25 protein-coding genes are annotated in these 23,374 nt (G+C 73.1%); 11 read left to right on the top strand and 14 right to left on the bottom strand.

Annotation, left to right across the window (positions count from 1 at the left end):
* Positions 1–65: 65 nt before the first annotated feature.
* From ABT041_RS33235 to ABT041_RS33220, 4 genes are all read right to left on the bottom strand, one after another.
* Positions 66–896: an EI24 domain-containing protein gene (locus ABT041_RS33235; protein WP_351191529.1), complete on the bottom strand. Its 831-nt coding sequence runs from the start codon at positions 894–896 to the stop codon at positions 66–68.
* Between the two features lie 9 nt (positions 897–905).
* Positions 906–2,456: a serine/threonine-protein kinase gene (locus ABT041_RS33230; protein WP_351191527.1), complete on the bottom strand. Its 1,551-nt coding sequence runs from the start codon at positions 2,454–2,456 to the stop codon at positions 906–908.
* 80 nt (positions 2,457–2,536) lie between these two features.
* The gene (locus ABT041_RS33225; RefSeq protein WP_351191525.1) at positions 2,537–2,959 is read right to left on the bottom strand and encodes an organic hydroperoxide resistance protein; all 423 of its coding nucleotides are present in this window, start codon (positions 2,957–2,959) and stop codon (positions 2,537–2,539) included.
* A 64-nt stretch (positions 2,960–3,023) separates the two neighbouring features.
* Positions 3,024–4,043: an NADP-dependent oxidoreductase gene (locus ABT041_RS33220; RefSeq protein WP_351191523.1), complete on the bottom strand. Its 1,020-nt coding sequence runs from the start codon at positions 4,041–4,043 to the stop codon at positions 3,024–3,026.
* Between the two features lie 106 nt (positions 4,044–4,149).
* Here ABT041_RS33220 and ABT041_RS33215 point away from each other — a divergent pair, with 106 nt between their 5' ends.
* Positions 4,150–4,590, top strand: a complete 441-nt coding sequence (locus ABT041_RS33215; RefSeq protein ID WP_351191522.1) for a MarR family winged helix-turn-helix transcriptional regulator — start codon at positions 4,150–4,152, stop codon at positions 4,588–4,590.
* A 194-nt stretch (positions 4,591–4,784) separates the two neighbouring features.
* On the opposite strand, the gene ABT041_RS33210 is transcribed toward ABT041_RS33215, so the two are convergent.
* Entirely contained in the window at positions 4,785–5,837 is a 1,053-nt protein-coding gene (locus tag ABT041_RS33210; RefSeq protein ID WP_351191520.1) for an SCO2400 family protein, read from the bottom strand.
* A gap of 460 nt (positions 5,838–6,297) precedes the next feature.
* On the opposite strand from ABT041_RS33210, the gene ABT041_RS33205 reads away from it, so the two are divergent.
* The 3 genes from ABT041_RS33205 to ABT041_RS33195 all read left to right on the top strand — a co-directional run bounded on the left by ABT041_RS33205 (position 6,298) and on the right by ABT041_RS33195 (position 10,234).
* The gene (locus ABT041_RS33205; protein ID WP_351191518.1) at positions 6,298–7,365 is read left to right on the top strand and encodes a rod shape-determining protein; all 1,068 of its coding nucleotides are present in this window, start codon (positions 6,298–6,300) and stop codon (positions 7,363–7,365) included.
* Between the two features lie 37 nt (positions 7,366–7,402).
* Complete coding sequence (locus tag ABT041_RS33200) at positions 7,403–8,938, top strand: GAF domain-containing sensor histidine kinase (protein ID WP_351191516.1); 1,536 nt, start codon at positions 7,403–7,405, stop codon at positions 8,936–8,938.
* 111 nt (positions 8,939–9,049) lie between these two features.
* A complete protein-coding gene (locus ABT041_RS33195; RefSeq protein ID WP_351191646.1) occupies positions 9,050–10,234 on the top strand; it encodes an MFS transporter in 1,185 nt (394 codons plus the stop codon).
* 9 nt (positions 10,235–10,243) lie between these two features.
* On the opposite strand, the gene ABT041_RS33190 is transcribed toward ABT041_RS33195, so the two are convergent.
* Together ABT041_RS33190 and ABT041_RS33185 are read right to left on the bottom strand one after the other, a co-directional pair.
* Positions 10,244–10,882, bottom strand: coding sequence for a response regulator (locus ABT041_RS33190; RefSeq protein WP_351191644.1), 639 nt, complete (start codon positions 10,880–10,882; stop codon positions 10,244–10,246).
* A gap of 38 nt (positions 10,883–10,920) precedes the next feature.
* Positions 10,921–12,135 (bottom strand): sensor histidine kinase, encoded by a 1,215-nt coding sequence (locus tag ABT041_RS33185; RefSeq protein WP_351191514.1) that lies wholly within the window; start codon positions 12,133–12,135, stop codon positions 10,921–10,923.
* 151 nt (positions 12,136–12,286) lie between these two features.
* Here ABT041_RS33185 and ABT041_RS33180 point away from each other — a divergent pair, with 151 nt between their 5' ends.
* Complete coding sequence (locus ABT041_RS33180) at positions 12,287–12,808, top strand: hypothetical protein (protein ID WP_351191512.1); 522 nt, start codon at positions 12,287–12,289, stop codon at positions 12,806–12,808.
* 33 nt (positions 12,809–12,841) lie between these two features.
* A complete protein-coding gene (locus ABT041_RS33175; protein WP_351191510.1) occupies positions 12,842–14,275 on the top strand; it encodes an acyl-CoA synthetase in 1,434 nt (477 codons plus the stop codon).
* Between the two features lie 49 nt (positions 14,276–14,324).
* On the opposite strand, the gene ABT041_RS33170 is transcribed toward ABT041_RS33175, so the two are convergent.
* The gene (locus tag ABT041_RS33170; RefSeq protein ID WP_502976648.1) at positions 14,325–15,608 is read right to left on the bottom strand and encodes an MFS transporter; all 1,284 of its coding nucleotides are present in this window, start codon (positions 15,606–15,608) and stop codon (positions 14,325–14,327) included.
* A complete protein-coding gene (locus ABT041_RS33165) occupies positions 15,605–16,057 on the bottom strand; it encodes a GNAT family N-acetyltransferase (protein WP_351191508.1) in 453 nt (150 codons plus the stop codon). Before ABT041_RS33165 ends, ABT041_RS33170 begins: the two co-directional genes overlap by 4 nt.
* Positions 16,058–16,102: 45 nt before the next feature.
* On the opposite strand from ABT041_RS33165, the gene ABT041_RS33160 reads away from it, so the two are divergent.
* The 3 genes from ABT041_RS33160 to ABT041_RS33150 all read left to right on the top strand — a co-directional run bounded on the left by ABT041_RS33160 (position 16,103) and on the right by ABT041_RS33150 (position 17,273).
* Positions 16,103–16,348, top strand: a complete 246-nt coding sequence (locus ABT041_RS33160) for a hypothetical protein (RefSeq protein ID WP_351191506.1) — start codon at positions 16,103–16,105, stop codon at positions 16,346–16,348.
* Positions 16,349–16,428: 80 nt separating this feature from the next.
* The gene (locus ABT041_RS33155) at positions 16,429–16,845 is read left to right on the top strand and encodes an SRPBCC family protein (protein ID WP_351191504.1); all 417 of its coding nucleotides are present in this window, start codon (positions 16,429–16,431) and stop codon (positions 16,843–16,845) included.
* Positions 16,845–17,273: a MarR family winged helix-turn-helix transcriptional regulator gene (locus ABT041_RS33150; RefSeq protein WP_351191502.1), complete on the top strand. Its 429-nt coding sequence runs from the start codon at positions 16,845–16,847 to the stop codon at positions 17,271–17,273. Before ABT041_RS33155 ends, ABT041_RS33150 begins: the two co-directional genes overlap by 1 nt.
* A gap of 193 nt (positions 17,274–17,466) precedes the next feature.
* On the opposite strand, the gene ABT041_RS33145 is transcribed toward ABT041_RS33150, so the two are convergent.
* Positions 17,467–17,958 carry a MarR family winged helix-turn-helix transcriptional regulator gene (locus tag ABT041_RS33145; RefSeq protein ID WP_351191500.1) on the bottom strand — a complete coding sequence of 164 codons (492 nt, stop codon included), beginning with the start codon at positions 17,956–17,958 and terminating at the stop codon, positions 17,467–17,469.
* A 114-nt stretch (positions 17,959–18,072) separates the two neighbouring features.
* Here ABT041_RS33145 and ABT041_RS33140 point away from each other — a divergent pair, with 114 nt between their 5' ends.
* Entirely contained in the window at positions 18,073–18,489 is a 417-nt protein-coding gene (locus tag ABT041_RS33140; RefSeq protein ID WP_351191498.1) for an organic hydroperoxide resistance protein, read from the top strand.
* A 249-nt stretch (positions 18,490–18,738) separates the two neighbouring features.
* Complete coding sequence (locus ABT041_RS33135) at positions 18,739–20,793, top strand: phosphocholine-specific phospholipase C (RefSeq protein WP_351191496.1); 2,055 nt, start codon at positions 18,739–18,741, stop codon at positions 20,791–20,793.
* Between the two features lie 24 nt (positions 20,794–20,817).
* On the opposite strand, the gene ABT041_RS33130 is transcribed toward ABT041_RS33135, so the two are convergent.
* From ABT041_RS33130 to ABT041_RS33115, 4 genes are all read right to left on the bottom strand, one after another.
* The gene (locus ABT041_RS33130; protein ID WP_351191494.1) at positions 20,818–21,567 is read right to left on the bottom strand and encodes a hypothetical protein; all 750 of its coding nucleotides are present in this window, start codon (positions 21,565–21,567) and stop codon (positions 20,818–20,820) included.
* A complete protein-coding gene (locus ABT041_RS33125; protein ID WP_351191492.1) occupies positions 21,564–22,109 on the bottom strand; it encodes an RNA polymerase sigma factor in 546 nt (181 codons plus the stop codon). The genes ABT041_RS33130 and ABT041_RS33125 overlap by 4 nt, the downstream gene beginning before the upstream one ends.
* Before the next feature lie 47 nt (positions 22,110–22,156).
* A complete protein-coding gene (locus tag ABT041_RS33120) occupies positions 22,157–22,621 on the bottom strand; it encodes a hypothetical protein (protein ID WP_351191490.1) in 465 nt (154 codons plus the stop codon).
* A gap of 168 nt (positions 22,622–22,789) precedes the next feature.
* The gene (locus tag ABT041_RS33115) at positions 22,790–23,269 is read right to left on the bottom strand and encodes a hypothetical protein (RefSeq protein WP_351191488.1); all 480 of its coding nucleotides are present in this window, start codon (positions 23,267–23,269) and stop codon (positions 22,790–22,792) included.
* Positions 23,270–23,374: the final 105 nt, after the last annotated feature.

Here is a 23,374-nt window from a genome sequence, read left to right as displayed (position 1 = left end):
TCCGCGAGGACGAAGACCGGCTGCCGGCTCTCGTCCTGTCGTCCGAGCCCAGCTCACCGGTGCCTTCAGCGAGGGAGGTGATGCACCTGCTGGTCGCCGCCGAAGGAGGGAAGGTCGCCGCCCTCGTGGTCGTTCTCGTCGGCGTCGTCGTCGCCGGATGTCTCACCGCGCAGGTCACGGGCCATCAGGGTGGCTCCGGCGACCGCGCCCGGCATGAGGAGGACGGCGACGAACGGCACCAGGAAGGCGAGCGTCAGCGGAACGCCGAAGCCGAGGGCGGCCAACCGGCGCCCGCGCAGCAGCCGCAGCCGCTCCTTCAGCTCGACGCCCCGGCGCTGCAGCGCGACGGCCGTCAGCTCCTCGGCGAGGAAGAAGCCGGAGACGCAGAAGCCGATGGCGGGGACGACGGTCTGGCCGACGACGGGGATGAACCCGCAGGCGAAGAGCAGGACGCCGTAGAACGCCACCCGCAGCAGGACCCGCAGGCTGTCACGGGCCGAGATCCACAGCTCGCGCCAGAGCGGCAGGCCCGACTCGGGCACCTCGCCGCCCTCGCTGCGGTCGACCTCCTCGGACAGCGACTCGTAGAAGGGCTGGCCGACGAGCAGGGTGACGGCGGTGAAGGTGATGACCGCGAGGAAGAGCCCGAACGCGAAGACGAGCGCCGTCAGGGTGCCGCGGAAGAGGTCGAGCCAGGGCGAGGACCAGTCGTCGGCGAACGGCGTCGCCCACGCGGCCAGGTCGTCGGCGCCGTAACCGAGGCCGACGAGCGCCCCCGCGTAGAGGACGAGCGTCACGAGTCCGGGCAGCAGCCCGAAGCCGAACCACCGACCGTGCTGTCCGACCCACTTCTGGCCCTGCAACAGGTATCTGAAACCCACCCCGAGATCACGCATGGGGAAACCCTAACCGTCGGTCGTACGGAAGGACTCCAGGGCCGTGTCGAAGTGACGGCGGGCCTCGGCGGCGCGGCTCACCGGGGCCGATGCCCACAGGTCGTAGAGGGTCCCGGCCTGCTCCCAGCAGAGGTCGACGGTGTGCCGCGGGCCCTCGGCGCGGGTGAAGCCGTCCCAGGTGAACTCCCAGCGGGCGGCGGGCAGCCCCTTGTGCCGCGTCTCCTCGACCGTGGCGTCGCGGTAGCCCTTGTTGGTGCCGGGGCCGGCCGCGTCGGCGGTACGCATCACCCCGATCGCCCCGCCGGACGGGATCGCGCGGATCCTGATCCCGACCCAGACGGCCCCGTCGCCCGTCGTGTAGAAGACCCGCTCGCCGTCGGTCGAGCGGCGCGCCCCGGCGGGCACGTCGAGGGCGAAGCCGCGCTCGTCCCGGACGGCGGTGTACCCGGCGGGTACGGGGGCGGGCGCGGGCGCCGCCGATGAGCTCCGTGCACCGGTGGGCGAGGGTCCCGCGCCCGCGGGCTGCTCGTCGCGGCCGGCGAGCAGCACGGCCACCGTCACCGCCCCGACGGAGGCGGCGACGGCGGCGGCGACGAACGGCAGTGCGAGCCCGCCGCGGCGGGAGGGGCCTGCGGGGGCGGCGGCGTGGTGCCGTGGTTCCGGGGCGGTGTCCCGGGCGGTCGGGTGGTGGGGGTCCGGCGCCGGCTGGGGCTCGGCCGCGCAGGCGGCGAGCAGGCGGCGGGCCCCGGCGGCATCGAGACGGCGGTCCGGGTCGCGTTCGAGGAGGCCCCGGACGACGGGGACGAGCGGTCCCATCCGTTCGGACGGCCGGATCTCCTCGTACACGATCGCGTGCAGGACGGCGCCGATGGAGTTCCGGCGGAACGGGGACGTGCCCGTCGCCGCCGCGCACAGCAGGGCGCCGAGCGACCACAGGTCGGAGGCGGGTCCCGCGTCCTCGCCGCGCATCCGCTCCGGCGCCGTGTACTCGGGGGTCCCGATGAAGACGCCGGTGCGGCTGAGGGTCGTCGCGCCGGGGAGGCTGGCGATGCCGAAGTCGGTCAGGACGGCCCTGCCGGTGCCCTTCTCCAGGAGCACGTTGGCGGGCTTCACGTCCCGGTGCAGTACGTCGCGGGCGTGGGCGGCGGACAGCGCGTCGAGCAGGTCGAGCCCGAGCCGCGCCGTTTCGCGCGGGGACAGGACCTCGCCGGCGGCCAGCCGGTCGGCGAGCGAGCCGCCGTCGACCAGCTCCATCACCAGGGCGGGCTGCCCCCGGTGCTCGACGACGTCGTGGACGACGATCACGTGCGGGTGGCGGACCTGGGCGACGACCCGGGCCTCCCGCAGGGCGCCCGCCGGGTCGGCGCCGGAGTCGAGCGCGAGCGTCTTGACGGCGACCTGGCGTCCGAGGAGCTCGTCGGTGGCCCGCCGGACGACACCCATGCCGCCCTGGCCGAGCAGCTCGCCGAGGCGGTACCGCCCGCCGATCAGCTCGTGATCGGCCTGTTCCGACCCGTCGTACGCCACCACTCGTTCCCCCTGTCCGCAGGACACGGACATGATGCCGCAGCGCCTCCGGACACGGCGAGGGCCGCACCCCGGTCGGTCGGGGTGCGGCCCTCGCGCGGCGCGTCCGTGACTCAGACGGCGAGCTCGACCATGATGTTGCCGCGGGTCGCCTTGGAGTACGGGCAGACCTGGTGGGCCTTCTCGATCAGGCTCTTGGCGGTCTCGGCGTCCACGTTCGGGATGGTCGCCGAGATCTTGACGATGATGCCGAAGCCGTCGTCGTTCTTGCCGATGCCGACCTCGGCGGTGACCGTCGAGCCGGACACGTCGGCGTTCTCGTTCCGGGCGACGACACCGAGGGCGCCCTGGAAGCAGGCGCTGTAGCCGGCCGCGAAGAGCTGCTCGGGGTTGGTGCCCGCGCCGGAGCCGCCCATGGCCTTGGGCGGGTTCACGACGACGTCGAGCTGACCGTCGTCGGTGGCGACGCGGCCGTCACGGCCGTTCTCGGCGGTGGCGACGGCGGTGTACAGGACGTCGGACTGCTGAATCGACATGCTGTTGTCTTCCTTTTTCCGTTCGCCGCGACTCGCGCCCACGATCGCGACGGCTGAGGGAAGACTAGCGGGTCGCCGAGACGATCATCTTTCCGGTGTTGTCGCCGCGGAGCAGGCCGAGGAAGGCGTCCACGCCGTTCTCGATGCCCTCGACGAAGGTCTCGCGGTGCTTCAGCTCGCCCGAGGCCAGCCAGCCGCCGACCTCCTGGACGAACTGGTTCTGCAGGCCGTAGTGGTCGCCGACGAGGACGCCCTGGAGCCGCAGCCGCTTGCCGATGATCATCGCCATGTTGCGGGGTCCCGCGACCGGCTCGGTGTCGTTGTACTGGGCGATCATGCCGCAGATGGTGGCGCGGCCGTGCACGTTGAGCGAGGAGATCGCGGCTTCGAGGTGGTCCCCGCCGACGTTGTCGAAGTAGACGTCGATGCCGTCCGGGGCGGCCTCGCGGAGCTGGTCCTTGACCGGGCCGTTCTTGTAGTTGAAGGCGGCGTCGAAGCCGAGCTCCTCGACGAGGAACTTGACCTTCTCGTCGGAGCCGGCGGAGCCGATGACCCGGGAGGCGCCCTTGAGCTTCGCCATCTGGCCGACCTGGCTGCCGACGGCGCCGGCCGCGCCGGAGACGAAGACGGCGTCGCCCTCCTTGAAGGAGGCGACCTCGAAGAGGCCGGCGTAGGCCGTGAGGCCGGTCATGCCGAGCACGCCGAGGTAGGCGGAGAGGGGGGCGAGCGCCGGGTCGACCTTGGTGGCGCCCTTGGCGGGGACGTCGGCGTACTCGCGCCAGCCGAGGCCGTGCAGGACGTGGTCGCCGACGGCGAAGCCCTCGGCGTTGGAGGCGACGACCTCGCCGACCGCGCCGCCGTCCATGGGCTGGTCGAGCTGGAAGGGCGGGATGTACGACTTCACGTCGTTCATCCGGCCGCGCATGTACGGGTCGACGGAGAAGTGCAGGTTGCGCACGAGGATGCGGCCCTCGGCCGGCGCGGCGACCGGCGTCTCGCGCAGGGCGAAGTCCGCCGGCACGGGCCAGCCGTGCGGACGGGCGACGAGGTGCCACTCACGGCTGGACGCGGGAAGAACGGACATGAGCACGGCCTCCAGGTAAAGCTTGACAACACAAAAGGTTCACTGCCTGAAACAACCATGCGCCTGGATATTTCATGTTGTCAAGTATCCGGGTAGACTGAGGCTCATGGCCACCTCACCCACGGACCCCCTGACCCTCGAAGTCGTCGAGCTGATCGGCACGGTCGTGGCGCGCTACTACGACGAGTACGAGCAGGCGGCCGCGCAGCACGCGCTGACCGGCGCCCAGGCCCGCGTCCTCGGCCTGCTCTCGCTCGACCCGCTGCCGATGCGCCGCATCGCCCAGAAGCTGAAGTGCGAGCCCTCCAACATCACCGGGATCGTCGACCGCCTGGAGGCGCGCGGCCTGGTCGAGCGCCGGCCCGACCCGGACGACCGGCGGGTCAAGCTGGCCGTCCCCACCGACGAGGGCCGGGACACCGCCCGCCGGCTCCGCGAGTCCCTCGACTTCGCGCGCGAGCCGCTCGGCGAGCTCTCCGAGACCGAGCGGACCCTGCTGCGGGACCTGCTGAAGCGGATGCTGGGCGTGGACGCGGAGCAGCCCTAGGCGGTCTCTTTCGGATCTTGCCGGTTAAGCCCGCGGCGTCTGGTGCCTGGGGTCTCCCCAGGCCCGCCAGGGCCGAGGGGACACATCGCAAGGCGGAGGGTCGCCCGATTACTGGACGTACTTGGGCGGGCCCGACAACGCGGCGAGGTGCGGTGCCAGGCGTCGCGGGTCAGGCAAGATCCGAAAGAGGCGGCCTAGACGCACCACCAGAGGAAGCGGGTGCACGTCGGCTCCGGGCTCGGCGTCGGGCTCTGGCTCGGCGTGGGGCCGGTGGTCGCGGGGGCGGCCGTGCCGGGCGTGCCCGAGCCGGTCGGCGTCGGGCCGCTCGCCGTCGCGGACGTGGTCGCGCTGGGCGGGGCGGGCGGGGCCGCCGGGCCGGTCGTCGTCGGGGCGGGAGCGGGGGAACCCCCGGTTCCAGGGCCGGAGCCCGTACCCGTACCCGTACCGGAGCCCGTACCCGTACCCGAGCCGGAGCCCGAGCCCGTGCTCACCTGGCGGGGGCGTGCGGGGACGGCGCTCGGCGCGTCCGTCGCCGGGGACGGGCTCGTGCCCTCCGGGGTCTCCGAGGTCTCCACGGGTCCGGGAGACATCGGGGTCTCGGTGACCTCCAGCTCCTCGACCGCCGTGGCGGCGCCGTCCTGCGGCGGCTCCTCCAGGGCGAGCTTCGCCAGGCTCAGCGTCCCGGCCGCGAGGACCAGGCCCACCGTGCCGACCAGGACCGTACGACCCCGGCGCGAGTGCGAGCCCCTCCCCCGTCGCGCGGCGGAGCGCCCCCGCGAGGCGGCGCGGCGGCCGCCCGGGGCGGGGCGGGGCGGTTCGAGGACGTCCAGCTCGTAGACGTGCTCGGGCGCGGGCCGGTCGGGCTCGTCGGGGTCCGGGGGCGCGTCCGGGGGCGCGTGAGCGTCGGGCGCGTCCGGAGTCCCCGGCGTGTCGTAGATCGCCGGGCGCGTCGGGTCGCCGTACACGGCGGGGCGGGCCGGCTCGCCGTACACCGAGGGTCCGTTCGGCGCACCGTACGGATCGCCGTACGTCGCGGGCACGCTCGGCACGCCGTACGGACCGCCGTACGTCGCGGACCGGTTCGGCGTCTCGTAGATCGCGGGCCGGGTCGGCCCGCCGTAACCGTGGTCCGGGGTGTGGACCGGTATGTGGGGGGTCTCGTACCGCAGTTCCTCGACGGGAGTCCCGCACCCGGCACAGGCGAGGGCCCCGTTGAGATGCCGCCGGCACGCGTGGCAGTAGTCCATGGGGCCCGCAGGCTATGCGGCCCGGTACGGCGTCAGGTAGGCGCGGAAGTGAGGATCCTGTGTGGAAACCGCAGGTCGTCGGCGGTGCGCCGTGAATCTCCCGCTTCGGGAGGGATGGCCTCCGCGTCGCCCCTCACCCGGAGTGGGGACACCGACACCGCCCGCACCGGACCGGCTCGGGCGGGGGCGCCCCGCCGCGCACGGGAGCCCTCCGCCGACACCCCGCCGCTCGCGCTAGCAGCCCTCGCGCCGACACCCCGCCACCCGTACCGGAGCCCTCCCGCCGACACCCCGCCACCCGCGCCGGAGCCCTCCCGCCGACACCCCGCCACCCGCGGCCGGAGCCCCCGGGCGGCGCAGCCCAGCGCGCGCCGCGACCCGGACGGTCGGACGATGCGAACAGGACCGCGAATCGCGACCCGCCTCGCCCGTGCCAGCACCGCACTCCGGAGGATCCGCCGTGACCGTCAGCCTTGAGCAGCTGCGTCGTTGCCATGTCGCCGTCGACCTGGGTGCCGCCCGCACCCGGGTCTACGTCAAGGGCGCCGGACTCGTCGTCGACGAGCCGAGCGTCGCCGCCGTCAACACCCGTACCGGAGCGCTGATCGCCGTCGGCGCCCTCGCCGAGAAGATGACCGGCCGCACCCCCGACTACATCCGGGTCGTGCGCCCGGTCTCGGGCGGCACGGTCGTCGACATCGAGATGGCGCAGCGGATGCTCCGTCACCTCCTCGGCGAGAAGCTGCGCCGCCAGCTGCGCCGCAAGCCCCGGCTGCGCGCGGCGGCCTGCACCCCGCACGACAGCGATCCACTGGCGCAGCGCGCCGCCGTGGAGACCCTCGTCGGCCTGGGGGCCCGCCGGGTCGAACTGGTCGACACCCTGATCGCGGCGGCCGTGGGCTGCGGGCTGCCGGTCGAGCAGCCGACCGCGACCATGATCCTGGTGTGCGGGGCGGCGACCACGCAGGTCGCGGTGCTGTCGCTGGGCGCGATCGTGACGGCGGAGCGGATGCCGGTCGGCGGCGACGCCATCGACCACGCCGTCATCCAGCACCTGCGCCACCACCACGAGCTGATGCTGCCGAGCCAGTCGGTGCGTCCCCTGCAACTCGCCCTCAGCGGGAACGGGCTGACCACGCAGGGACCCGCCTGGACGGAGATCCACGGCCGGGACGTCGCGACGGGCCTGGCCCGTTCGGTGACCGTCGACACCGCCGCCGTACGGGACGCGATCCACACCCCGCTGACGGCGGTCCTCGACGGCATCGGGAAGGTGCTGCGGGACTGCCCGCCGGACCTGGTGGCCGACCTCGCGGACCGCGGGATCATGATGGTCGGCGGCAGCGCCCTGCTGCCGGGCCTCGACCAGATGCTGCGCGAGGCGACCGGGATGCCGGTGCACATCGCCGAACGGCCGGACGTGTGCGCGGTCCTGGGCCTCGGCGCGATGCTGGAGGGCAAGGTCCAGCCGATGGTCCTCGACCCGCTGGCGGAGCGTGACCCGCTCGCCGACGACGACGTGGACTGAAGCACACAAACAGGATGTTTCGTACGACAATGAGACCATGACGATCATGGACGAGGGCACCGACGACGACACGGAGACGCCCCGCCTGCCCATGCTGCTCGAAGCGGTCCTCAGTGTCGGCACGGACCTCGAACTCCGCACCACCCTCCAGCACATCGTGGACTCCGCCACCGAGCTGACCGGAGCCCGCTACGGGGCGCTCGGGGTCGTCGACCCCGAGCGCCACCGCCTCACCGAGCTCTTCACCTCCGGCATGACACAGGAGGAGCGGCAGCGGATCGGCCGGCTCCCCGACGGCCGCACCGGGCTGCTCGGCGTCCTCGTCCAGGACCCGCAGCCGCTGCGGCTCGACGACCTGACGGCCGATCCGCGCTCCGCCGGCGTGCCCGCGGGCCACCCGGAGATGCGCACCTTCCTCGGCGTCCCGATCCGGGTGCACACCCAGGTCTTCGGCAATCTGTACCTCACCGAGAAGCGCGAGGGCGGCTTCACCGACGAGGACCTCGCCCTGCTGCGGGTCCTCGCCTCCCAGGCCGGGATCGCCATCGGCAACGCCCGGCTGTACGAGACCGCCCGTCAGCGGGAACGCTGGATCGAGGGCGCGGCCGCGGTCACCACGGCCCTGCTGACCGGCGCCCCCGCCGAGAACGCCCTGACGACCGTCGCCGAGCAGGCCCGCATCCTCGCCGACGCCTCGGCCGGGGTGGTCCTCCAGCCCACCGAGGAGGGCGGGATGGAGATCGTCGCCGCCTCCACGACGGACGACCCGGGGGACCTGGTCGGCACGACGATCGCGCCCGGCTCCCCCGTCCTCGCCCAACTCCTCGGCGGGGAGCCGGTGTTCATCGAAGACTCGGCGACGGACCCCCGGATGACCACCCATGTGCGGTCCCGCTTCGGCCCCTCGATGATGCTGCCGCTGCAGAGCGGCGGGAAGCTCATCGGCACCCTCGCCCTGCCCCGGCGGCGCGGCGGCGCGCCCTACTCGGCCGTGGACCGGCTGCTGGCCTCGCAGTTCGCCTCGCAGGCGGCGCTCGCGCTGGTCCTCGCGGACGCGCGGCACGACCGGGAGCGGCTCGCGGTCTTCGAGGACCGCGACCGGATCGCGCGGGACCTGCACGACCTGGTGGTGCAGCGGCTGTTCGCCACGGAGATGATGCTGGAGTCCACCCGGCGGCGGGCCGCCGGCTCCTCCGACGAGGACGCGCTGCTCGGCAGGGCCGTGGACGAACTGGACTCGACGATCCAGGAGGTCCGGACGACCATCTTCGCCCTCCAGCAGCCGCCGGCCGACGCGCCGGCCTCCTTCCGGGGGCGGGTGCTGCGCGAGACCGGCGGCGCGGCGGCGCTGCTGGGCTTCCAGCCGTCCGTGCACTTCTCCGGCGCGGTCGACACGCTCGTCGACGAGGCGACGGCGGACAAGCTCCTCGCCGTCCTGCGCGGGGCGCTCGCGGCGGCGCACCGGCGGGCCGGGGTCGGCGCGATCACGGTCGAGGTGTCGGCGGGCGGGGGCGGCGCCCGGCTCCACGTGGAGGACGACGCCGTGCCCCCCGTCACGGTCGACTGGCCCTGACCGCCCCCGTACGGAGCAGTCCGGCGCGCCGGACACCGCCCCCGGATCTTGACTGATTCCGTGACCACCGAGACCAAGCCGCCGACAGCGGCGGCCTACCGCAACCTGGTGATGGCCACGATCGGCTTCACGCTCACGTTCTGGGCGTGGGACCTGATCGCGCCCCTCGCGAGCTGGTACGGCGACCGGCTCGAACTCAGCTCCTTCCAGCAGTCGCTGCTCGTGGCGGTGCCGGTCCTGGTCGGTTCGGTGGGCCGCATCCCGGCCGGGGCGCTGACCGACAGGTATGGGGCGAAGCTGATGTTCCCGCTGGTGTCGGCGCTGACGATCATCCCGGTGCTGCTCCTGATCGTGGTGAAGGACAGCTACGGTCTGATGCTGGTCGTCGGCTTCCTCCTCGGCCTCGGCGGCACGACCTTCGCCATCGGCATCCCGCTGGTCAACTCCTGGTTCCCGCCCGCCAAGCGCGGCCTGGCGCTCGGGGTGTTCGGCATGGGCATGGGCGGGGTCGCGCTCTCCGGCTACTTCACGCCCCGGATCGCCAAGCACGGCGAGAACCTGCCGTTCCTCGTGGTGGCGATCGCGCTGGCGGCGTACGCGACGCTGGCCGCGTTCCTCATCACGGACCGCCCGGACCGCCCGGTACCGACGGCGTCCCTGGCGACCCGCCTCGGCTCGGCGGCCCGGCTGCGCGTGACGTGGGAGCTGTCGGCGCTGTACGCGATCGGGTTCGGCGGGATCGTGGCGTTCGGCGTCTACCTGCCGACGTATCTGAAGACCTGGTACGAGCTCGACCCGACGGACGCGGGCACGAAGGCGGCCGGGTTCGCGCTGGTGACGGTCGTGTTCCGCCCGATCGGCGGCTGGCTCTCCGACCGGATCCACCCGGCACTCGTCACGGCGGTCGCGCTCGGCGTGGTCGCCCTCCTCGCCGTCGTCCAGGCCTTCGACCCGCCCCTGTACCCGGGCGGCACGACGGCCCTCCTCATCATGGCCGCCGGCCTCGGCACGGCGAGCGGCTCCGTCTTCGCCCTGGTCTCCCAGGTCACCCCCCAGGCGAAGGTCGGCAGCGTCACCGGCATCGTCGGCGCGATGGGCGGCCTCGGCGGCTTCCTTCCGCCGCTGGTGATGGGCGCGATCTACAGCGCGAAGGGCTCGTACTCGATCGGCTTCATGCTGCTGTCGGACCTGGCGCTGGCGGGGTGTGTGTACGCGTACGGACGGATGCGCGGGATCCGCCCGGGGGGCGAGGAACCGGACCCCGAGCGGGCCAAGGTCACGGCGGGCCGCCCGTAGGGGGGACTCCTAGCCACCCACTCCCAGGAAGCGCAGGACGGCCAGTACCCGGCGGTGGTCGGCTTCCGCCCTGGGGAGATCGAGCTTGGCGAGGATGCTGTTGATGTGCTTGGCGACCGCGCTCTCACTGACCACGAGCCCGGCGGCGATGCCCGCGTTGGAGCGGCCCTCGGCCATGAGGGCGAGCACGTCCCGCTCGCGCGCCGTGAGCCGGTCCAGCGGATCGTTCGACCGGCGAACCAGCAACTGGGCGACGACCTGCGGATCGAGCGCGGTTCCACCGTCCGCCACCCGCCGCAGCGCCTCGACGAACTCCTCCACGTCCGCGACCCGCTGCTTGAGCAGATACCCCACACCACTGGTGTTGGCGGCGAGCAGGTCGGCCGCGTAACGCTCCTCGACGTACTGGGAGAGCAGCAGCAGGGCGGTCGACGGCCGGCTGCGCCGGATCGACAGCGCGGCACGCACCCCCTCGTCCGTGAATCCCGGCGGCATCCGGACGTCCACCACGGCGAGGTCGGGCCGGTGCTCCTCGACGGCGTCGAGGAGGCCCTGCGCGTCACCCACCTCGGCGGCCACCTCGAAGCCGGCCATCTCCACCACCTTGACCAGACCCATCCGCAACAGGACGGAGTCCTCGGCGATCACCGCACGTCGTCCACGGGGCTCCTCCTGCCCCGCACCCCTCAGTTCTGACACGGCAGATCCACACTCATCATGGTCGGTCCCCCCACCGGGCTGCTCATCCGGAACGTTCCGTCGACGGACCGCACGCGCTGGGCGAGCCCCGTCAGGCCGCTTCCCCTGCCGGGGTCGGCGCCGCCCAGGCCGTCGTCCGCGATCACCATCCGCAGTATCCCGCCCAGCAGGGTGACCGTCACATCCGCCCGGGTCGCCTCCCGCGCGTGCTTGGCGACATTCGTCAGCGCCTCGGAGACCACGAAGTAGGCGACCGCCTCCACCGCCGGCGCGATGCGCCGCGGCAGGTCCGCGCGCAGCCGCACGGGCAGCGGGGCGCGGGCCGCGAGCCCCGACAGCGCCGCGTCGAGGCCGAGTTCGTCCAGGACGGCGGGGTGCAGCCCCCGCACGAGACTGCTCAGCTCCTCGATCGCCTCCTTCGCCTCCCGGTGCGCCGCGTCGATCACCTCGCGCGCCTCCGGCGGCAGGTCCACCAGCGTGGCCTTGGCGATGCCCAGGTTCAGCGCCAGCGACACGAGTCGCTGCTGCGCGCCGTCGTGCAGATCCCGTTCGATGCGCCGCCGTTCCGCGTCCGCCGCGTCCACCGCGCCCGCCCTGCTCTCGGTGAGGTCCTCGACCCGTCGCGCCAGGTCCTCCTCCCTGCTGCGGCCGAGCAGGGTGGGGACCACCTGGGTCTCCCAGCGGACGAGGGCGGCGGCCAGGTAGGGGACAGCGGCCAGCACAAGCAGTCCCACGACGGAGATGTAAGCGGCCTGCGTGGCGTATTCGGGGTGCTTCAACCGCCATTTCCAGGGGATCGCGTAGACCCACACCGTGGTCAGGGAGAGAGCGAGTCCGGCCGGGATCAGCGCCGCCACCACCGCTTCGAGCGTGCCGAACAGCGTCCCGGCCAGGGAGTGGTAGGCGAACTGCCGCCACGGCCGCCGCAGTCCGGGGCGGGGGATGTCGACGCCGAGCAGCCGCCGGAATCGCCAGCGCTGGGCCGGGGTCAGCGCCGGCACGCAGACCGCCGTCAGCACGAGCGCGAGGCTCAGGACGTACGGCGCGCTGCTGTCGTTTCCCGCGACGATCTCCCACACGAGGCCGAAGTCCACGAACAGCAGGAACCCCATGAGGAGGTGGAGCGGCACGCCCAGAGCGAGGAACGAGGTGTCGCGCGTCAGTCGGGTGAGCGCCCGCCGCAGCCGGGGCCGGATCTTCATGATCCCACCGTAGGCGCCGGTCCCGCGGCCTGCCATGAACCTGTCGTCCGGCAGGAAGGTACAACCAGTGCCACCCCAGGACGGACAACAGTGTTACTGACTCCGGAGACCGGAGACCGGAGGGTTGATCACGAGCCCGACGGCCGGGTTCATGACACCGGAAGAGACCTCCGACGTGGCCCTCACCGCCCTCATCTCCCCTACTGCCAGGCACAGTTGCCCATCGACCGACACCGCCCACGACTCCTCCGGCCCCGGCCGGACCCGCCGCCGGCAGGGCCGGGTGCTCATGGGCGCGGGACTCGCCCTGCTGCCCTGGCTCGGCTACCTCGCCGGCACCCTGCCACCCGCCGAGGCCGCCGCCTGGGTCACCCTCGATGCCCTGGAGGCCGCCGCACTGCTCAGCGCCGGCAGCCGTCTGTCGCGCGGTGACGCCCGTCACCGCGCGCCCGCGGCCGCCGCGGCGGTGCTCCTCCTGGCCGATGCCTGCATCGACCTCGCCACCTCGGCCACCGGACCGGAACTGGCCGTCGCCGTCGCCATGGCCGTGGCCGCGGAACTCCCCCTCGCGGCCCTGTGCGCGGTCATCGCCGCGCGCCCACCGCGCAGTTGTCGCCGGCCCGGGTCATCGGGCACGCCACGCCCGCGGCACGGGCAGAATTCCTCCTGGTAGCCCCTGCCGTCGACGACCCGAGGAGTACGACCGGTGAGTGCGCTCATCCCCGCCCTGCAGAACCCGTCCGACCGCCCCGCCCTCCGCGTCGGCGCGGACGCCCTCACCTACGGCGAACTCGCCCGCGCCGCCTCCGCCCTCGCCACCCGCATCCGTACCGCCCGGCGCGTGGCCGTCTGGGCGACGCCCACCGCTCGTACCGCCGTCGCCGTCGTCGCCGCCCTGCTCGCCGGCGTCCCCGCCGTTCCGCTCAACCCCCGTACCGGGGAGCGGGAGCTCGCGCACATCCTCGGGGACAGCGAGCCCGACGTGGTGCTCGCGGGGCCGGGCGACGAGCTGCCGACCGCGCTCCCCCGCATCGACGTGGAGCTCACCGGGCCCGCAGCGGCAGCCTGGCCCCCCGTCGGCCCCGAGGAACCCGCCCTCGTCGTCTACACCTCCGGCACCACCGGCCCCCCGAAGGGCGTGCTGCTCTCGCACCGGGCCGTCGCCGCCTCCCTCGACGCGCTGGCCGAGGCCTGGGCCTGGACGGAGGACGACGTCCTGGTGCACGCGCTGCCGTTGTTCCACGTCCACGGGCTCGTCCTCGGCATCCTGGGCCCGCTGCGCCGCGGCGGCGAGGTCCGGCACCTGGGGGCGTTCTCGGTGGCGGGTGTCGGGCGCGAGCTGGCCGACGGGGGGACCATGCTCTTCGGCGTACCGACGATGTACCACCGGATCGCCGACGCCCTCGACGAGGACCCGGACCTCACCGCCGCCCTGGCCGGCGCCCGGCTCCTCGTCTCCGGCTCCGCCGCGCTCCCCGTGCACGACCACGAGCGGATCGCCGCGGCGACGGGCCGGACCGTCGTGGAGCGGTACGGGATGACCGAGACGCTCATGAACACCAGCGTGCGCCCGGGCGGCGAGCCGCGCCCCGGGACCGTCGGGACCCCGCTCGCGGGCGTGGACCTGCGGCTCGTGGACGAGGACGGTTCCGTCATCGAGGAGCTCGACGGGGAGTCCGTCGGCGAGGTGCAGGTGCGCGGGCCCCACCTCTTCTCCGGCTACCTCAACCGGCCGGACGCGACCGCCGCAGCCTTCGACGGCGGCTGGTTCCGCACCGGCGACATGGCGGTCCGTGAGGCGGACGGCGGCGTGCGCCTGGTGGGCCGGAAGGCGACGGACCTCATCAAGAGCGGCGGCTACAAGATCGGGGCGGGCGAGATCGAGAACGCCCTCCTCGACCACCCGGGAGTGCGGGAGGCCGCCGTGACCGGCGAGCCCGACCCGGACCTCGGCGAGCGGATCGTGGCCTGGGTGGTCCCGCAGGACGGGGAGAAGCCGCCCGCGGAGGCGGACCTGGCCGACCACGTGGCGGGTCTCCTCGCCCCGCACAAGCGCCCCCGGGTGGTCCGCTACCTCGACGCACTCCCCCGCAACGACATGGGCAAGGTGCTGAAGAAGGCGTTGCCGAACGCCCGTTGACAGACGGGGAGAAGGCCGGGCCCCCGGCCGGGGCGTCGGGCGTGCACGGTCACGGAGTCGGATCGAGGGCGTCATAGCGGCGGAATCCGCGCCCGTGGAGGGCGAGGATTCCGATCGCCAGGACGCAGGCGATGCCGCCTCCGGTGACGGCGACCGCCGGCGAGGTGAGGTCGGCGACGGAGCCCGCGAGGAAGTCGCCGAGCCGGGGGCCGCCCGCGACGACCACGATGAAGACGCCCTGGAGCCGGCCGCGCATCTCGTCGGGGGCGGCGACCTGCATCATCGTGTTCCGGAAGATCATCGAGACGGTGTCGGAGTAGCCGGCGAGGGCGAGCAGCAGCAGCCCGAGCCAGAGGTTCCGGGTCAGTCCGAAGACGGCGATGGCGGTGCCCCAGGAGGCGACGGCGAGGAGGATCGCCTGCCCGTGGTGGCGGATGCGGCCCTGCCAGCCGGAGAGGACTCCCCCGAGGAGCGCGCCGAACGCGGGCGCGGCGACGAGGAGTCCGGTGGTCTTCGCGTCGCCGCCGTACCAGAGGACGGCGATGGCCGGGAACAGGGCGCGGGGGTGGGCGAGGATCATCGCGCAGAAGTCCGAGAAGAACGTCATGCGCAGGTTGGGGCGGGTGGCGAGGAACCGCAGCCCGTCGAGGACGGAGGCCCTCTTGCTGCCGTTCCGCTCGGGGAGCATGGACGGCAGGCGCCACATCGCGTACAGGCTCGCCGAGAAGGCGAGGAAGTCGATGAGGTACGCGGCCTGGTAACCGGCCAGGCCGACGATGAGGCCGCCGAGGCTGGGCCCGACGAGCGTGCCGAACGTCATGACCATCGAGTTGAGCGCGTTGGCGGCGCGCAGCTGCTCGGGGGGCAGGAGCCGGGGGATCATCGAGGAGCGGGCGGGCGCGTTGAGCGCGGTGCACACGGCCTGGAGGGCGACGATCCCGTACAGGAACCAGACGTGGTGGAAGCCCGCGAACGCGGACCCGGCAAGGGCGGCGGAGAGCGCGGCGGAGCCGCCGGCGCTGGCGAGGCCGAGCTTGCGGCGGTCGACGGTGTCGGCGATGGCGCCGCCGTACAGGCCGAAGACGACGAGCGGCACGAGGGAGAAGAGCCCGACGAGCCCGACGGAGAAGGGCGAGCGGGTGATGTCGTACACCTGGAGGGAGACGGCGAGGGCCGTCATGCCCTGTCCGACCCAGGAGACGGTGCTCCCGAACCAGAGGCGGCGGTAGTGCGCGGAGGTACGCAGCGGGGTGAGGTCGGCGAGGACCTTGCGGCGGTCCCGCTCCCGCTCCCCGGCGTCTTCGGTGCCCTTGGTGTTCTGGGTGGCGGTCACGCGATGTCGTACCGCAGCTCGGGGCGCTCCCAGTGGATGCGTCCGGCGGGTCGCACGGTGCCGGTGCGGACGGCACCGGTCCGCAGGTAGAACTCCTCGGCGGGCGGATGGGCGACGACCCGGACGGAGCCGAGCCCGGCGGCCCTGGCCCGTCCGGTCATGTGCTCCATGAGGAGCCGGCCTATGCCGAGCCCCTGGGCGGCGTCGGCGACGAACGCGAGGTCGAGCTCGGCCTCGTCGACGAGGAGCGCGTAGAACCCGAGGACCCGGCCGCCGTCCGCCTCGTCGACGGCGACGTAGACCGGGTGGTGCTCGATGTACGGCCCGCCGACCTGGTAGCCCTCGACCATGGCGGCGTAGTCGCCCCGGTAGGCCCGGGAGGTCCGGACGAGCCGGGTGAGCCGTGGGGAGTCGTCGGCGGTGGCGCGCCGGATGGTGATGTCGGACATGGAGCGAGTATAGGAGCGAGCACCGAAGATGCTCCTTACCATTTAGTGAACGCGCAACGGAAGCCGCTCGGCTCACCGCTCGGCGGGCCGCATCGCCTGCGGCCCCGGGGAGAGGACGATGCGCGGAACCGGGCGGGTCGGGCGCCGCCGACCGCGAACTTCACGGAGCCGGGCGAGGGGATCGACCTGGACGTCCCCGCGACGGCCCGGGCGGCCCGGCCCCGGCTCGCCCTCTCCACCTCGGTGGGCTTCGGCGGGCACAACGCGGCGCTGGTGATCGCGGCGCCCTGAGACCCGCACGGCGGAACCCCTCGACAGATGATCTGCGCGGAGATAATCTACGTACACATCATCTGGTCGAGGAGGCCCTCATGTGGGAGTACGAGCACAGCATCGAGACCAGCGCCACCCCGGAGGCCGTCTGGCGCCTCTGGGCCGACGTCGCCGGGTGGGGCACCTGGAACGCCGAGATCGAGAAGATCGAGATCAGCGGCCCCTTCGCGGCGGGCGCCCGGATCACGATGACGCCGCCCGGGGACGACCCGGTCCTGCTGCACGTCGCCGAGGCCGTCGAGAACGAGCGGTTCGTCGACGAGGCCCGCTTCGGGGACCTGCTGCTGCGCACGGTCCACCGGATCGAGCGGGCCGGCCAGGGCCGCATCCGGGTGGTCTACCGGATGGAGATCACCGGCGCCGGCGCGGACGAGGCCGGTCCGGAGATCGGCCCGGGCATCACCGCCGACTGGCCCGACACCATGGCCGCCCTCGTCGAACTGGCGCAGCGCTGATGCCCCTCGACCCCGGCCAGAGCCCCGGATTCCTGCTGTGGCACGCGACGCTGCGCTGGCAGCGCGACATCGCGGCGGCCCTGGCGCCGCTCGGCCTCACGCATGTGCAGTTCGTGCTGCTCGCCTGCGCCTGGTGGCTCAACGGCCAGGGCGAGCGGCCTAACCAGCTGACCCTGGCCCGGCAGGCCGGCACGGACGTCAAGATGACCTCGCAGGTGCTGCGCACCCTGGAGAACAAGGGGCTCGTCGCGCGCGAGGTCGACCCCGCGGACACCCGCGCCAAGCGACTGCGGGTCACCGAGGCCGGCGCGGCCCTGGCGCCCCGCGCGATCGCGGCGGTGGAGACGGTCGACGCCGAGTTCTTCCGCCCGGTGCGGACCGAGGAGGCGGTGACCCTGCTCGGCCGCCTGGCCCACCCGGAGGCCTGAGGCCCCGAGGCCCTGCGGGGCCCGCCCCGCAGGGAGACCACCGAGACCGGGGGCCTCCCGAGGCCCTGCGGGGCCCGCCTCGCAGGGAGGTCACCGAGACCGGGGGCCTCCCGGGGCCCGGACGCCGGAGACCCGAGCCCGGGAAACCCGCCGGGGCCTGCGCTTCACAGGGGCTCTACCGGTCGCCGGCGCCTCAGAGACCCGTCGCGCAGGACGCGAGGTCGTCCGGGTCGACCGCGTCGAGCCGGGCCGCCAGCGCGTCGAGCCGCTCCCGCAGTTCGACGATCTCGTCGAGGCCGAGGCCCGTCGCGGCGGCGATGCGGCGCGGCACGCCCAGGGCCTTCTCGCGCAGGGCGGCGCCGTCGGCGGTGAGGCGTACGGTGACGGACCGCTCGTCCTCGGGGCTGCGGCGCCGCTCGACGTATCCGGCCGCCTCGAGCCGCTTGAGCAGCGGCGACAGCGTTCCGGAGTCGAGCCGCAGCCGCTCCCCGATCCCCTTCACGGGCAGCTCGCCGTGCTCCCAGAGCACGAGCATGGCGAGGTACTGGGGATAGGTGAGCCCGAGCTCCTTGAGGGCCTCGCGGTAGACGCCGTTGAAGGCGCGGGTCGCCGCGTGCAGCGAGAAGCAGATCTGATGGTCCAGCCGGAGGAATTCGGCGTCCGGGACCGAGTCGAGCGTCTCCATGGCTCAAGGATACGCGAGGCTCCTCACACGCGATTAAGTTGTGCACAACTAAATCGTGCGCTACAAATGAGGGGTCAGCACTTCCCGGAACCCGGACAGGACGGAAGAACACCCATGGACGCGATCTACACCGCCGTCGCCACCGCCAACGGCCGCGAGGGCCGCGCCGTCAGCTCCGACGGCCACATCGACCTCCCCCTCGCCCACCCGCAGGCGCTCGGCGGCAACGGTCAGGGCACCAACCCCGAGCAGCTCTTCGCCGCCGGGTACGCGGCCTGCTTCGCCAGCGCCATGGGCGTGGTCGCCCGCCAGGAGAAGATCGACATCTCCGAGGCCTCCGTCACCGCCGAGGTCTCCATCGGCAAGGACCCGGCCGACGGCGGCTTCGGCCTCGCGGTCGTGATGCGCGCCGAGTTCCCGGACCACCTCCAGGGGGAGGCGGGCCTCACCCTCCTGAAGAAGACGCACGCCTTCTGCCCGTACTCGAAGGCCACCCGCGGGAACATCGAGGTCGAGCTCGTCGTCGAGTAAGAAGCCGCGTGGGATTCTGTTGATTCACACCCGCCCCCGGAGGTCAATGACCCACCGAGGGCGTTCGGTTGTGAGTTTTCACGTTCGGGCACGGGGGGTTCGTCTGGTGTACGGCGGGCAGTCATGGAAAGGCCGCCGGGCCGTGGTCCACGGGCGCTCTCCTTGGGGCGCCCGTCGGCCGGGTCCGTCCGGCCGTGCGCGCACCCGCACCCCCACCGTTCGCACGCATCCCCGGAGGACAACTCCCCCATGGCCGACCTCAATCGCCGCCGGTTCCTTCAGCTGGCCGGCGGTACCGCCGCGTTCACGATGCTCTCGGAGAGCATCGCCCGCGCCGCCGCGATACCGGCGCAGGGCTCCACCGGCACGATCCAGGACATCGAGCACATCGTGGTCCTGATGCAGGAGAACCGTTCCTTCGACCACTATTTCGGGGCCATGAAGGGCGTACGGGGCTTCGGCGACCCGCGACCGGTCACGCTGCCCAGCGGCAAGTCCGTCTTCCACCAGACGGACGGCTCCAAGGAGACCCTCCCCTTCCGCCCGGCCAGCGACAAGCTGGGCATGGAGTACCTCCAGGGCCTGAACCACGACTGGCAGGGCGGCCAGGCCGCGTGGAACAAGGGCAAGTACGACAACTGGATCCCGGCCAAGACCAAGGCCACGATGGCGCACCTCACCCGTGAGGACATCCCGTTCCACTACGCGCTCGCCGACGCCTTCACCATCTGCGACGCGTACCACTGCTCGTTCATCGGCGCGACCGACCCCAACCGCTACTACATGTGGACCGGTTACGTCGGCAACGACGGCACGGGCGGCGGCCCCGTCCTGAACAACGCCGAGGCGGGCTACGGCTGGACCACCTACCCCGAGCGCCTGGAGGCGGCGGGGGTCTCCTGGAAGGTCTACCAGGACATCGGCGACGGCCTGAACGCGGCGGGCTCCTGGGGCTGGATCAACGACGCCTTCCGCGGCAACTACGGCGACAACTCGCTCCTCTACTTCAACAACTACCGGAACGCGCAGCCCGGCAGCCCGCTGTACGACAAGGCCCGCACGGGCACGAACGCCAAGGCCGGCGAGGGCTTCTTCGACAAGCTCCGCGCCGACGTCCAGGCGGGCACCCTGCCCCAGATCTCCTGGATCGCCGCGCCCGAGGCCTTCTCGGAGCACGCCAACTGGCCGGCGAACTACGGCGCCTGGTACATCGCGCAGGTCCTGGACGCGCTGACCTCGAACCCGGACGTGTGGGCCCGTACGGCGCTGTTCATCACGTACGACGAGAACGACGGCTTCTTCGACCACGTGGTCCCGCCCTTCGTCCCGGCCGACGCGTCCTGGGGCAAGTCGACGGTGGCCACCACCCTGGACTGGTTCCCCGGCAAGGTCGGCTACGCGGCCGGCCCGTACGGTCTCGGCCCGCGCGTCCCGATGATCGTCGTCTCGCCGTGGTCGAAGGGCGGCTACACCTGCTCGGAGACCTTCGACCACACCTCCGTGATCCGTTTCATGGAGAGCCGCTTCGGGGTGCGCGAGCCGAACATCTCGCCCTGGCGCCGGGCCATCTGCGGCGACCTGACCTCGGCGTTCGACTTCACGCGTACGGACGCGCAGCCGGCCCCGCTGCCGTCGACCGCCGGCTACTACCCGCCGGACAAGAACCGCCACCCGGACTTCCTGGCCACGGCCCCGGCCGTCGGCACGATGCCGCGCCAGGAGCCGGGCAGCAAGCCCACCCGCCCGCTGAAGTACGCGCCGTACGTGGACGGCGCGGCGGACGTGACGGCGGGCACCTACCGCCTCACGTTCAGCGGCGGCCCGGCGGCGGGCGCCCAGTTCTACGTGACGTCGGCGAACCGCACGGACGTCCCGTGGACGTACACGGCGGAGGCCGACAAGTCGATCGCGGACACCTGGAACACCAAGTACTCCAAGGGCGTCACCGACCTCACGGTCCACGGCCCGAACGGCTTCCTGCGCCGCTTCCGCTCTCCCGGCAAGACGGCGGTCCCGGAGGTGTCGGCCCGCCACAACGCGAGCACGGGCGCCCTGGACCTGACCTTCACGAACGCGGGCGCCACCACCACCGTGACGGTCGCCAACGCCTACGGCGGCAGCCCGACCACGCTCTCGGTCCCGGCGGGCACCACGACCACCCACACGGTCGCTCCGTCCACGGGCCACCGCTGGTACGACGTGACGATCACGACCGCGTCGAACGCGGACTACCTCCGCCGCCTCGCGGGCCACATCGAAACGGGCACCCCGGACGTCTCGGACCCTGCCACCCTGACGTACTGACCCCCAGGGCGCCCCGCCACCGGATCACTCACCGGTCACCGGGGCGCCCTCCGGCAGCCGCACGGCGCCCGAGGGCGTCGGGGGACGGTGGGCCGGGTGGGTCGATGCGGGGTCGGCCGGGGTGCCGGAGGGGGTCTTCTCCCCCGTCGGGGCCGGGTGGTCGTTCGGGGGTGCCGGCGTGGGCGTCAGGAGCGTGGCGCAGTAGGTCGCCACGTCGTGGTCGTCCGCCGCCGCCACCAGGCGCTGCCAGGCCGCGGCTTCCAGCGCCTTGCCCTGGTCCCGGGACTTCTCGTACGCGAGGCAGAGGGCTTCGTTCGGGTGCGGCGGGGCGGTCCGGTCGTGAGGAATGCGGGTGCCGGGGGCTCCGGGTGGGGGCGTTGAGGCCCCGTTCGGGAGCGTGAACGGTGGGAGGCCGGGCCCCCGCGGCGGCAGCGGGACGGAGGTGCTGCTGCCGGGTTCGGGGTCGCGGGGCTCCTGCTCCTCGGCGGTGTCGTGCGACGCGGCCGCCGCGAAGGCCACGCCGCCCAGGGTCAGGCTCGCCGCCAGGGCCGCGAGTGCGGTCTTCAGCGGGCGGCCGCCGCGGCGGTCCCGCACGGGACGCCAGTCCTCGCGGCGTCTCGTGCGCCGGGACCGGTGCAGGCCCGAGTCGCGGGCGGTGCGGAACGCGGCGACGGCAGCTCGCGCCGAGGCGTCGTCCACGCCCCTGGGACACAGGGCGGCGGCCAGAGCCGCCTCGACGCCGTCGTGTTCCCGCATACCGTTCCCCGCACTCATCCCAGCATTTCCTTCGCGAGCCGCTTCAGCCCGCGGTGGGCGGCGGAGCGCACCGCCCCTGCCCGCTTGCCCAGCACCCGTGCCGCCGCGGGTCCGTCGAGACCGACGACCACCCGCAGCAGCACCGCCTCGGCCTGGTCCCGGGGCAGTCCGGCGACCAGAGCCAGGGCCTCGGCGGTGGAGATCGCCTCCAGGGCCTCGCCCGCCGTCTCCCCCGGCGCGGGCAGGTCGAGGATCTCCTGCCCGAAGGGGGCCGTACGCGGCCGGGAGCGCAGGCGCCGCAGGTGGTCCAGCGCGCGGTGGCGGGCGATGGTCGCGGTCCAGCCGCGGAACCCCGCGCCGTCTCCGCGGAACCGCCCCAGGTCGCGGGCTATCTCGAGCCACGCCTCGGAGGCCACGTCCTCGGCGGACTCGCCGACGAGCCCTCGCAGATAGCCCAGAAGCCCCGGCTGCACGATGCGGTACACGCCGGCGAACGCCTCGTCGTCACCGTTCTGCGCACGCTCCACGGCATGCTGCAGAGTGGCGTCGTCCGCCCTCAAATGATCTTCCCCTGGTCTTCCCGCGTAGCGCTGCCCGGCGCATCACCCTACGCGGCCGTCAGGCGTCGGCCGTCGGCCGTGCCCGGTGCCGGCGGCAGGTCCTTCGGACGGCGCGGGACCTGCAGGAAGAGCCCGTAGGCGGATTCGTCGGGGCCCGCCTCGAAGCGGTTGACCACCTTGCCGAGCGGGTTCCACGCCCGTCCGTCGCAGGTCCGGACGCCGACCGGCTGCCCGAACAGTTCGGACGTCACGTCGTCGAAGTCGACCCAGCGGGCCCGCGCCTGCCGGACGAGCACCTCCCCGACGTACGCACCCAGCTCCTGGAGGATCGGCGTCACGTCGAGCGGGTCCCCGGCTCCCCGCCGCAGACCGTCCACCACGCGGTCGACGATGCGCAGGCTGGCCGCGGAGAAGTCGAGGGGGAGCCGCGCTCTCGCGGTGGTGCGGGCGGCGAACGCGGAGGCGTGCCGGCTCATGTCGGCGGCCCGCAGCGTGCGGCTGACTCGGTCCATCGGTCCCACCCCTCGTGTACGAACCGGCATGGTTCCCCCGGTCCCCTGGTTCCTCGGTTCCTCGGGAGGACCGCGGGTCTGCCCGCCCTCCCACCAAGCCAGCGGAACCGGACGCCGGATCATCACGGGTCCACGCTGTGATGAGCGTCACACCCTCGGGCGGGCTCGCTATCGGTCGAAGTCGGGGTCGGCGGAAGTGCGCCTGTAGTCACATGAGTAGGAATAGGGATCCCCCCCGTCCGCCGTGACACTCCCGTCCATCAGCAGCTTCCCCTGCTCCAGGGTGAACGACAGAATCTGATGGTCGTTCTGATGGTCGAAACGAAGCACCAGATAAGGCGGCAGGCCGGGATCCTCGTTGACCGCATGCCATTTCCCGTCGGCTGAACGGCGCGTCACCTTCGCGTCCGGAATGGGACCGTCCCACGCGACCGGAACGCCCTTGCCGGAAAAGGTGTAGTCGTCACGCAGCCGAAGGACCGGCGAGCCGCATTTCGGATCCCCGTCCCATCGGCCGACCAATTCGGAATGCTGTACGGCCTTCGGATGTACGGGGGCGGGTCCGCCTGCCCTGCAAGCGGTCGAGGCCAGTGCCGTCAAAGTGGCAGTCGCGAGGATCGCGCCGATGCGAAACACGTCGAGCTTCACGCCTTCTCCTTCCAGTCGTTCCGGGCGGCGGGGCCGACCCCCAGGGATCCCTGGGGGTCGGTCGGCGGGGCCCCCCGCGGGCGGGAGGGGGGCCGGTCCGGCGTA

Origin of the sequence: Streptomyces sp. NPDC002825 (assembly GCF_040295385.1) — a bacterium.
Taxonomy (GTDB): domain Bacteria; phylum Actinomycetota; class Actinomycetes; order Streptomycetales; family Streptomycetaceae; genus Streptomyces.
Note: the sequence above shows the minus strand (reverse complement) of the source record. Positions and strands in the feature narration are given on the sequence as shown.

Bases quoted from the DNA above. Each gene is read 5' to 3' on its own strand.
- ABT041_RS33225 (WP_351191525.1), bottom strand. From the start codon at position 2,959: ATGTCGATTCAGCAGTCCGACGTCCTGTACACCGCCGTCGCCACCGCC.
- ABT041_RS33185 (WP_351191514.1), bottom strand. From the start codon at position 12,135: ATGAAGATCCGGCCCCGGCTGCGGCGGGCGCTCACCCGACTGACGCGC.
- ABT041_RS33235 (WP_351191529.1), bottom strand. From the start codon at position 896: ATGCGTGATCTCGGGGTGGGTTTCAGATACCTGTTGCAGGGCCAGAAG.
- ABT041_RS33220 (WP_351191523.1), bottom strand. From the start codon at position 4,043: ATGTCCGTTCTTCCCGCGTCCAGCCGTGAGTGGCACCTCGTCGCCCGT.
- ABT041_RS33195 (WP_351191646.1), top strand. From the start codon at position 9,050: ATGGCCACGATCGGCTTCACGCTCACGTTCTGGGCGTGGGACCTGATC.
- ABT041_RS33210 (WP_351191520.1), bottom strand. From the start codon at position 5,837: ATGGACTACTGCCACGCGTGCCGGCGGCATCTCAACGGGGCCCTCGCC.
- ABT041_RS33215 (WP_351191522.1), top strand. From the start codon at position 4,150: ATGGCCACCTCACCCACGGACCCCCTGACCCTCGAAGTCGTCGAGCTG.
- ABT041_RS33130 (WP_351191494.1), bottom strand. From the start codon at position 21,567: ATGAGTGCGGGGAACGGTATGCGGGAACACGACGGCGTCGAGGCGGCT.
- ABT041_RS33155 (WP_351191504.1), top strand. From the start codon at position 16,429: ATGTGGGAGTACGAGCACAGCATCGAGACCAGCGCCACCCCGGAGGCC.
- ABT041_RS33230 (WP_351191527.1), bottom strand. From the start codon at position 2,456: ATGTCCGTGTCCTGCGGACAGGGGGAACGAGTGGTGGCGTACGACGGG.
- ABT041_RS33145 (WP_351191500.1), bottom strand. From the start codon at position 17,958: ATGGAGACGCTCGACTCGGTCCCGGACGCCGAATTCCTCCGGCTGGAC.
- ABT041_RS33200 (WP_351191516.1), top strand. From the start codon at position 7,403: ATGACGATCATGGACGAGGGCACCGACGACGACACGGAGACGCCCCGC.
- ABT041_RS33135 (WP_351191496.1), top strand. From the start codon at position 18,739: ATGGCCGACCTCAATCGCCGCCGGTTCCTTCAGCTGGCCGGCGGTACC.
- ABT041_RS33180 (WP_351191512.1), top strand. From the start codon at position 12,287: ATGACACCGGAAGAGACCTCCGACGTGGCCCTCACCGCCCTCATCTCC.
- ABT041_RS33120 (WP_351191490.1), bottom strand. From the start codon at position 22,621: ATGGACCGAGTCAGCCGCACGCTGCGGGCCGCCGACATGAGCCGGCAC.
- ABT041_RS33165 (WP_351191508.1), bottom strand. From the start codon at position 16,057: ATGTCCGACATCACCATCCGGCGCGCCACCGCCGACGACTCCCCACGG.
- ABT041_RS33150 (WP_351191502.1), top strand. From the start codon at position 16,845: ATGCCCCTCGACCCCGGCCAGAGCCCCGGATTCCTGCTGTGGCACGCG.
- ABT041_RS33140 (WP_351191498.1), top strand. From the start codon at position 18,073: ATGGACGCGATCTACACCGCCGTCGCCACCGCCAACGGCCGCGAGGGC.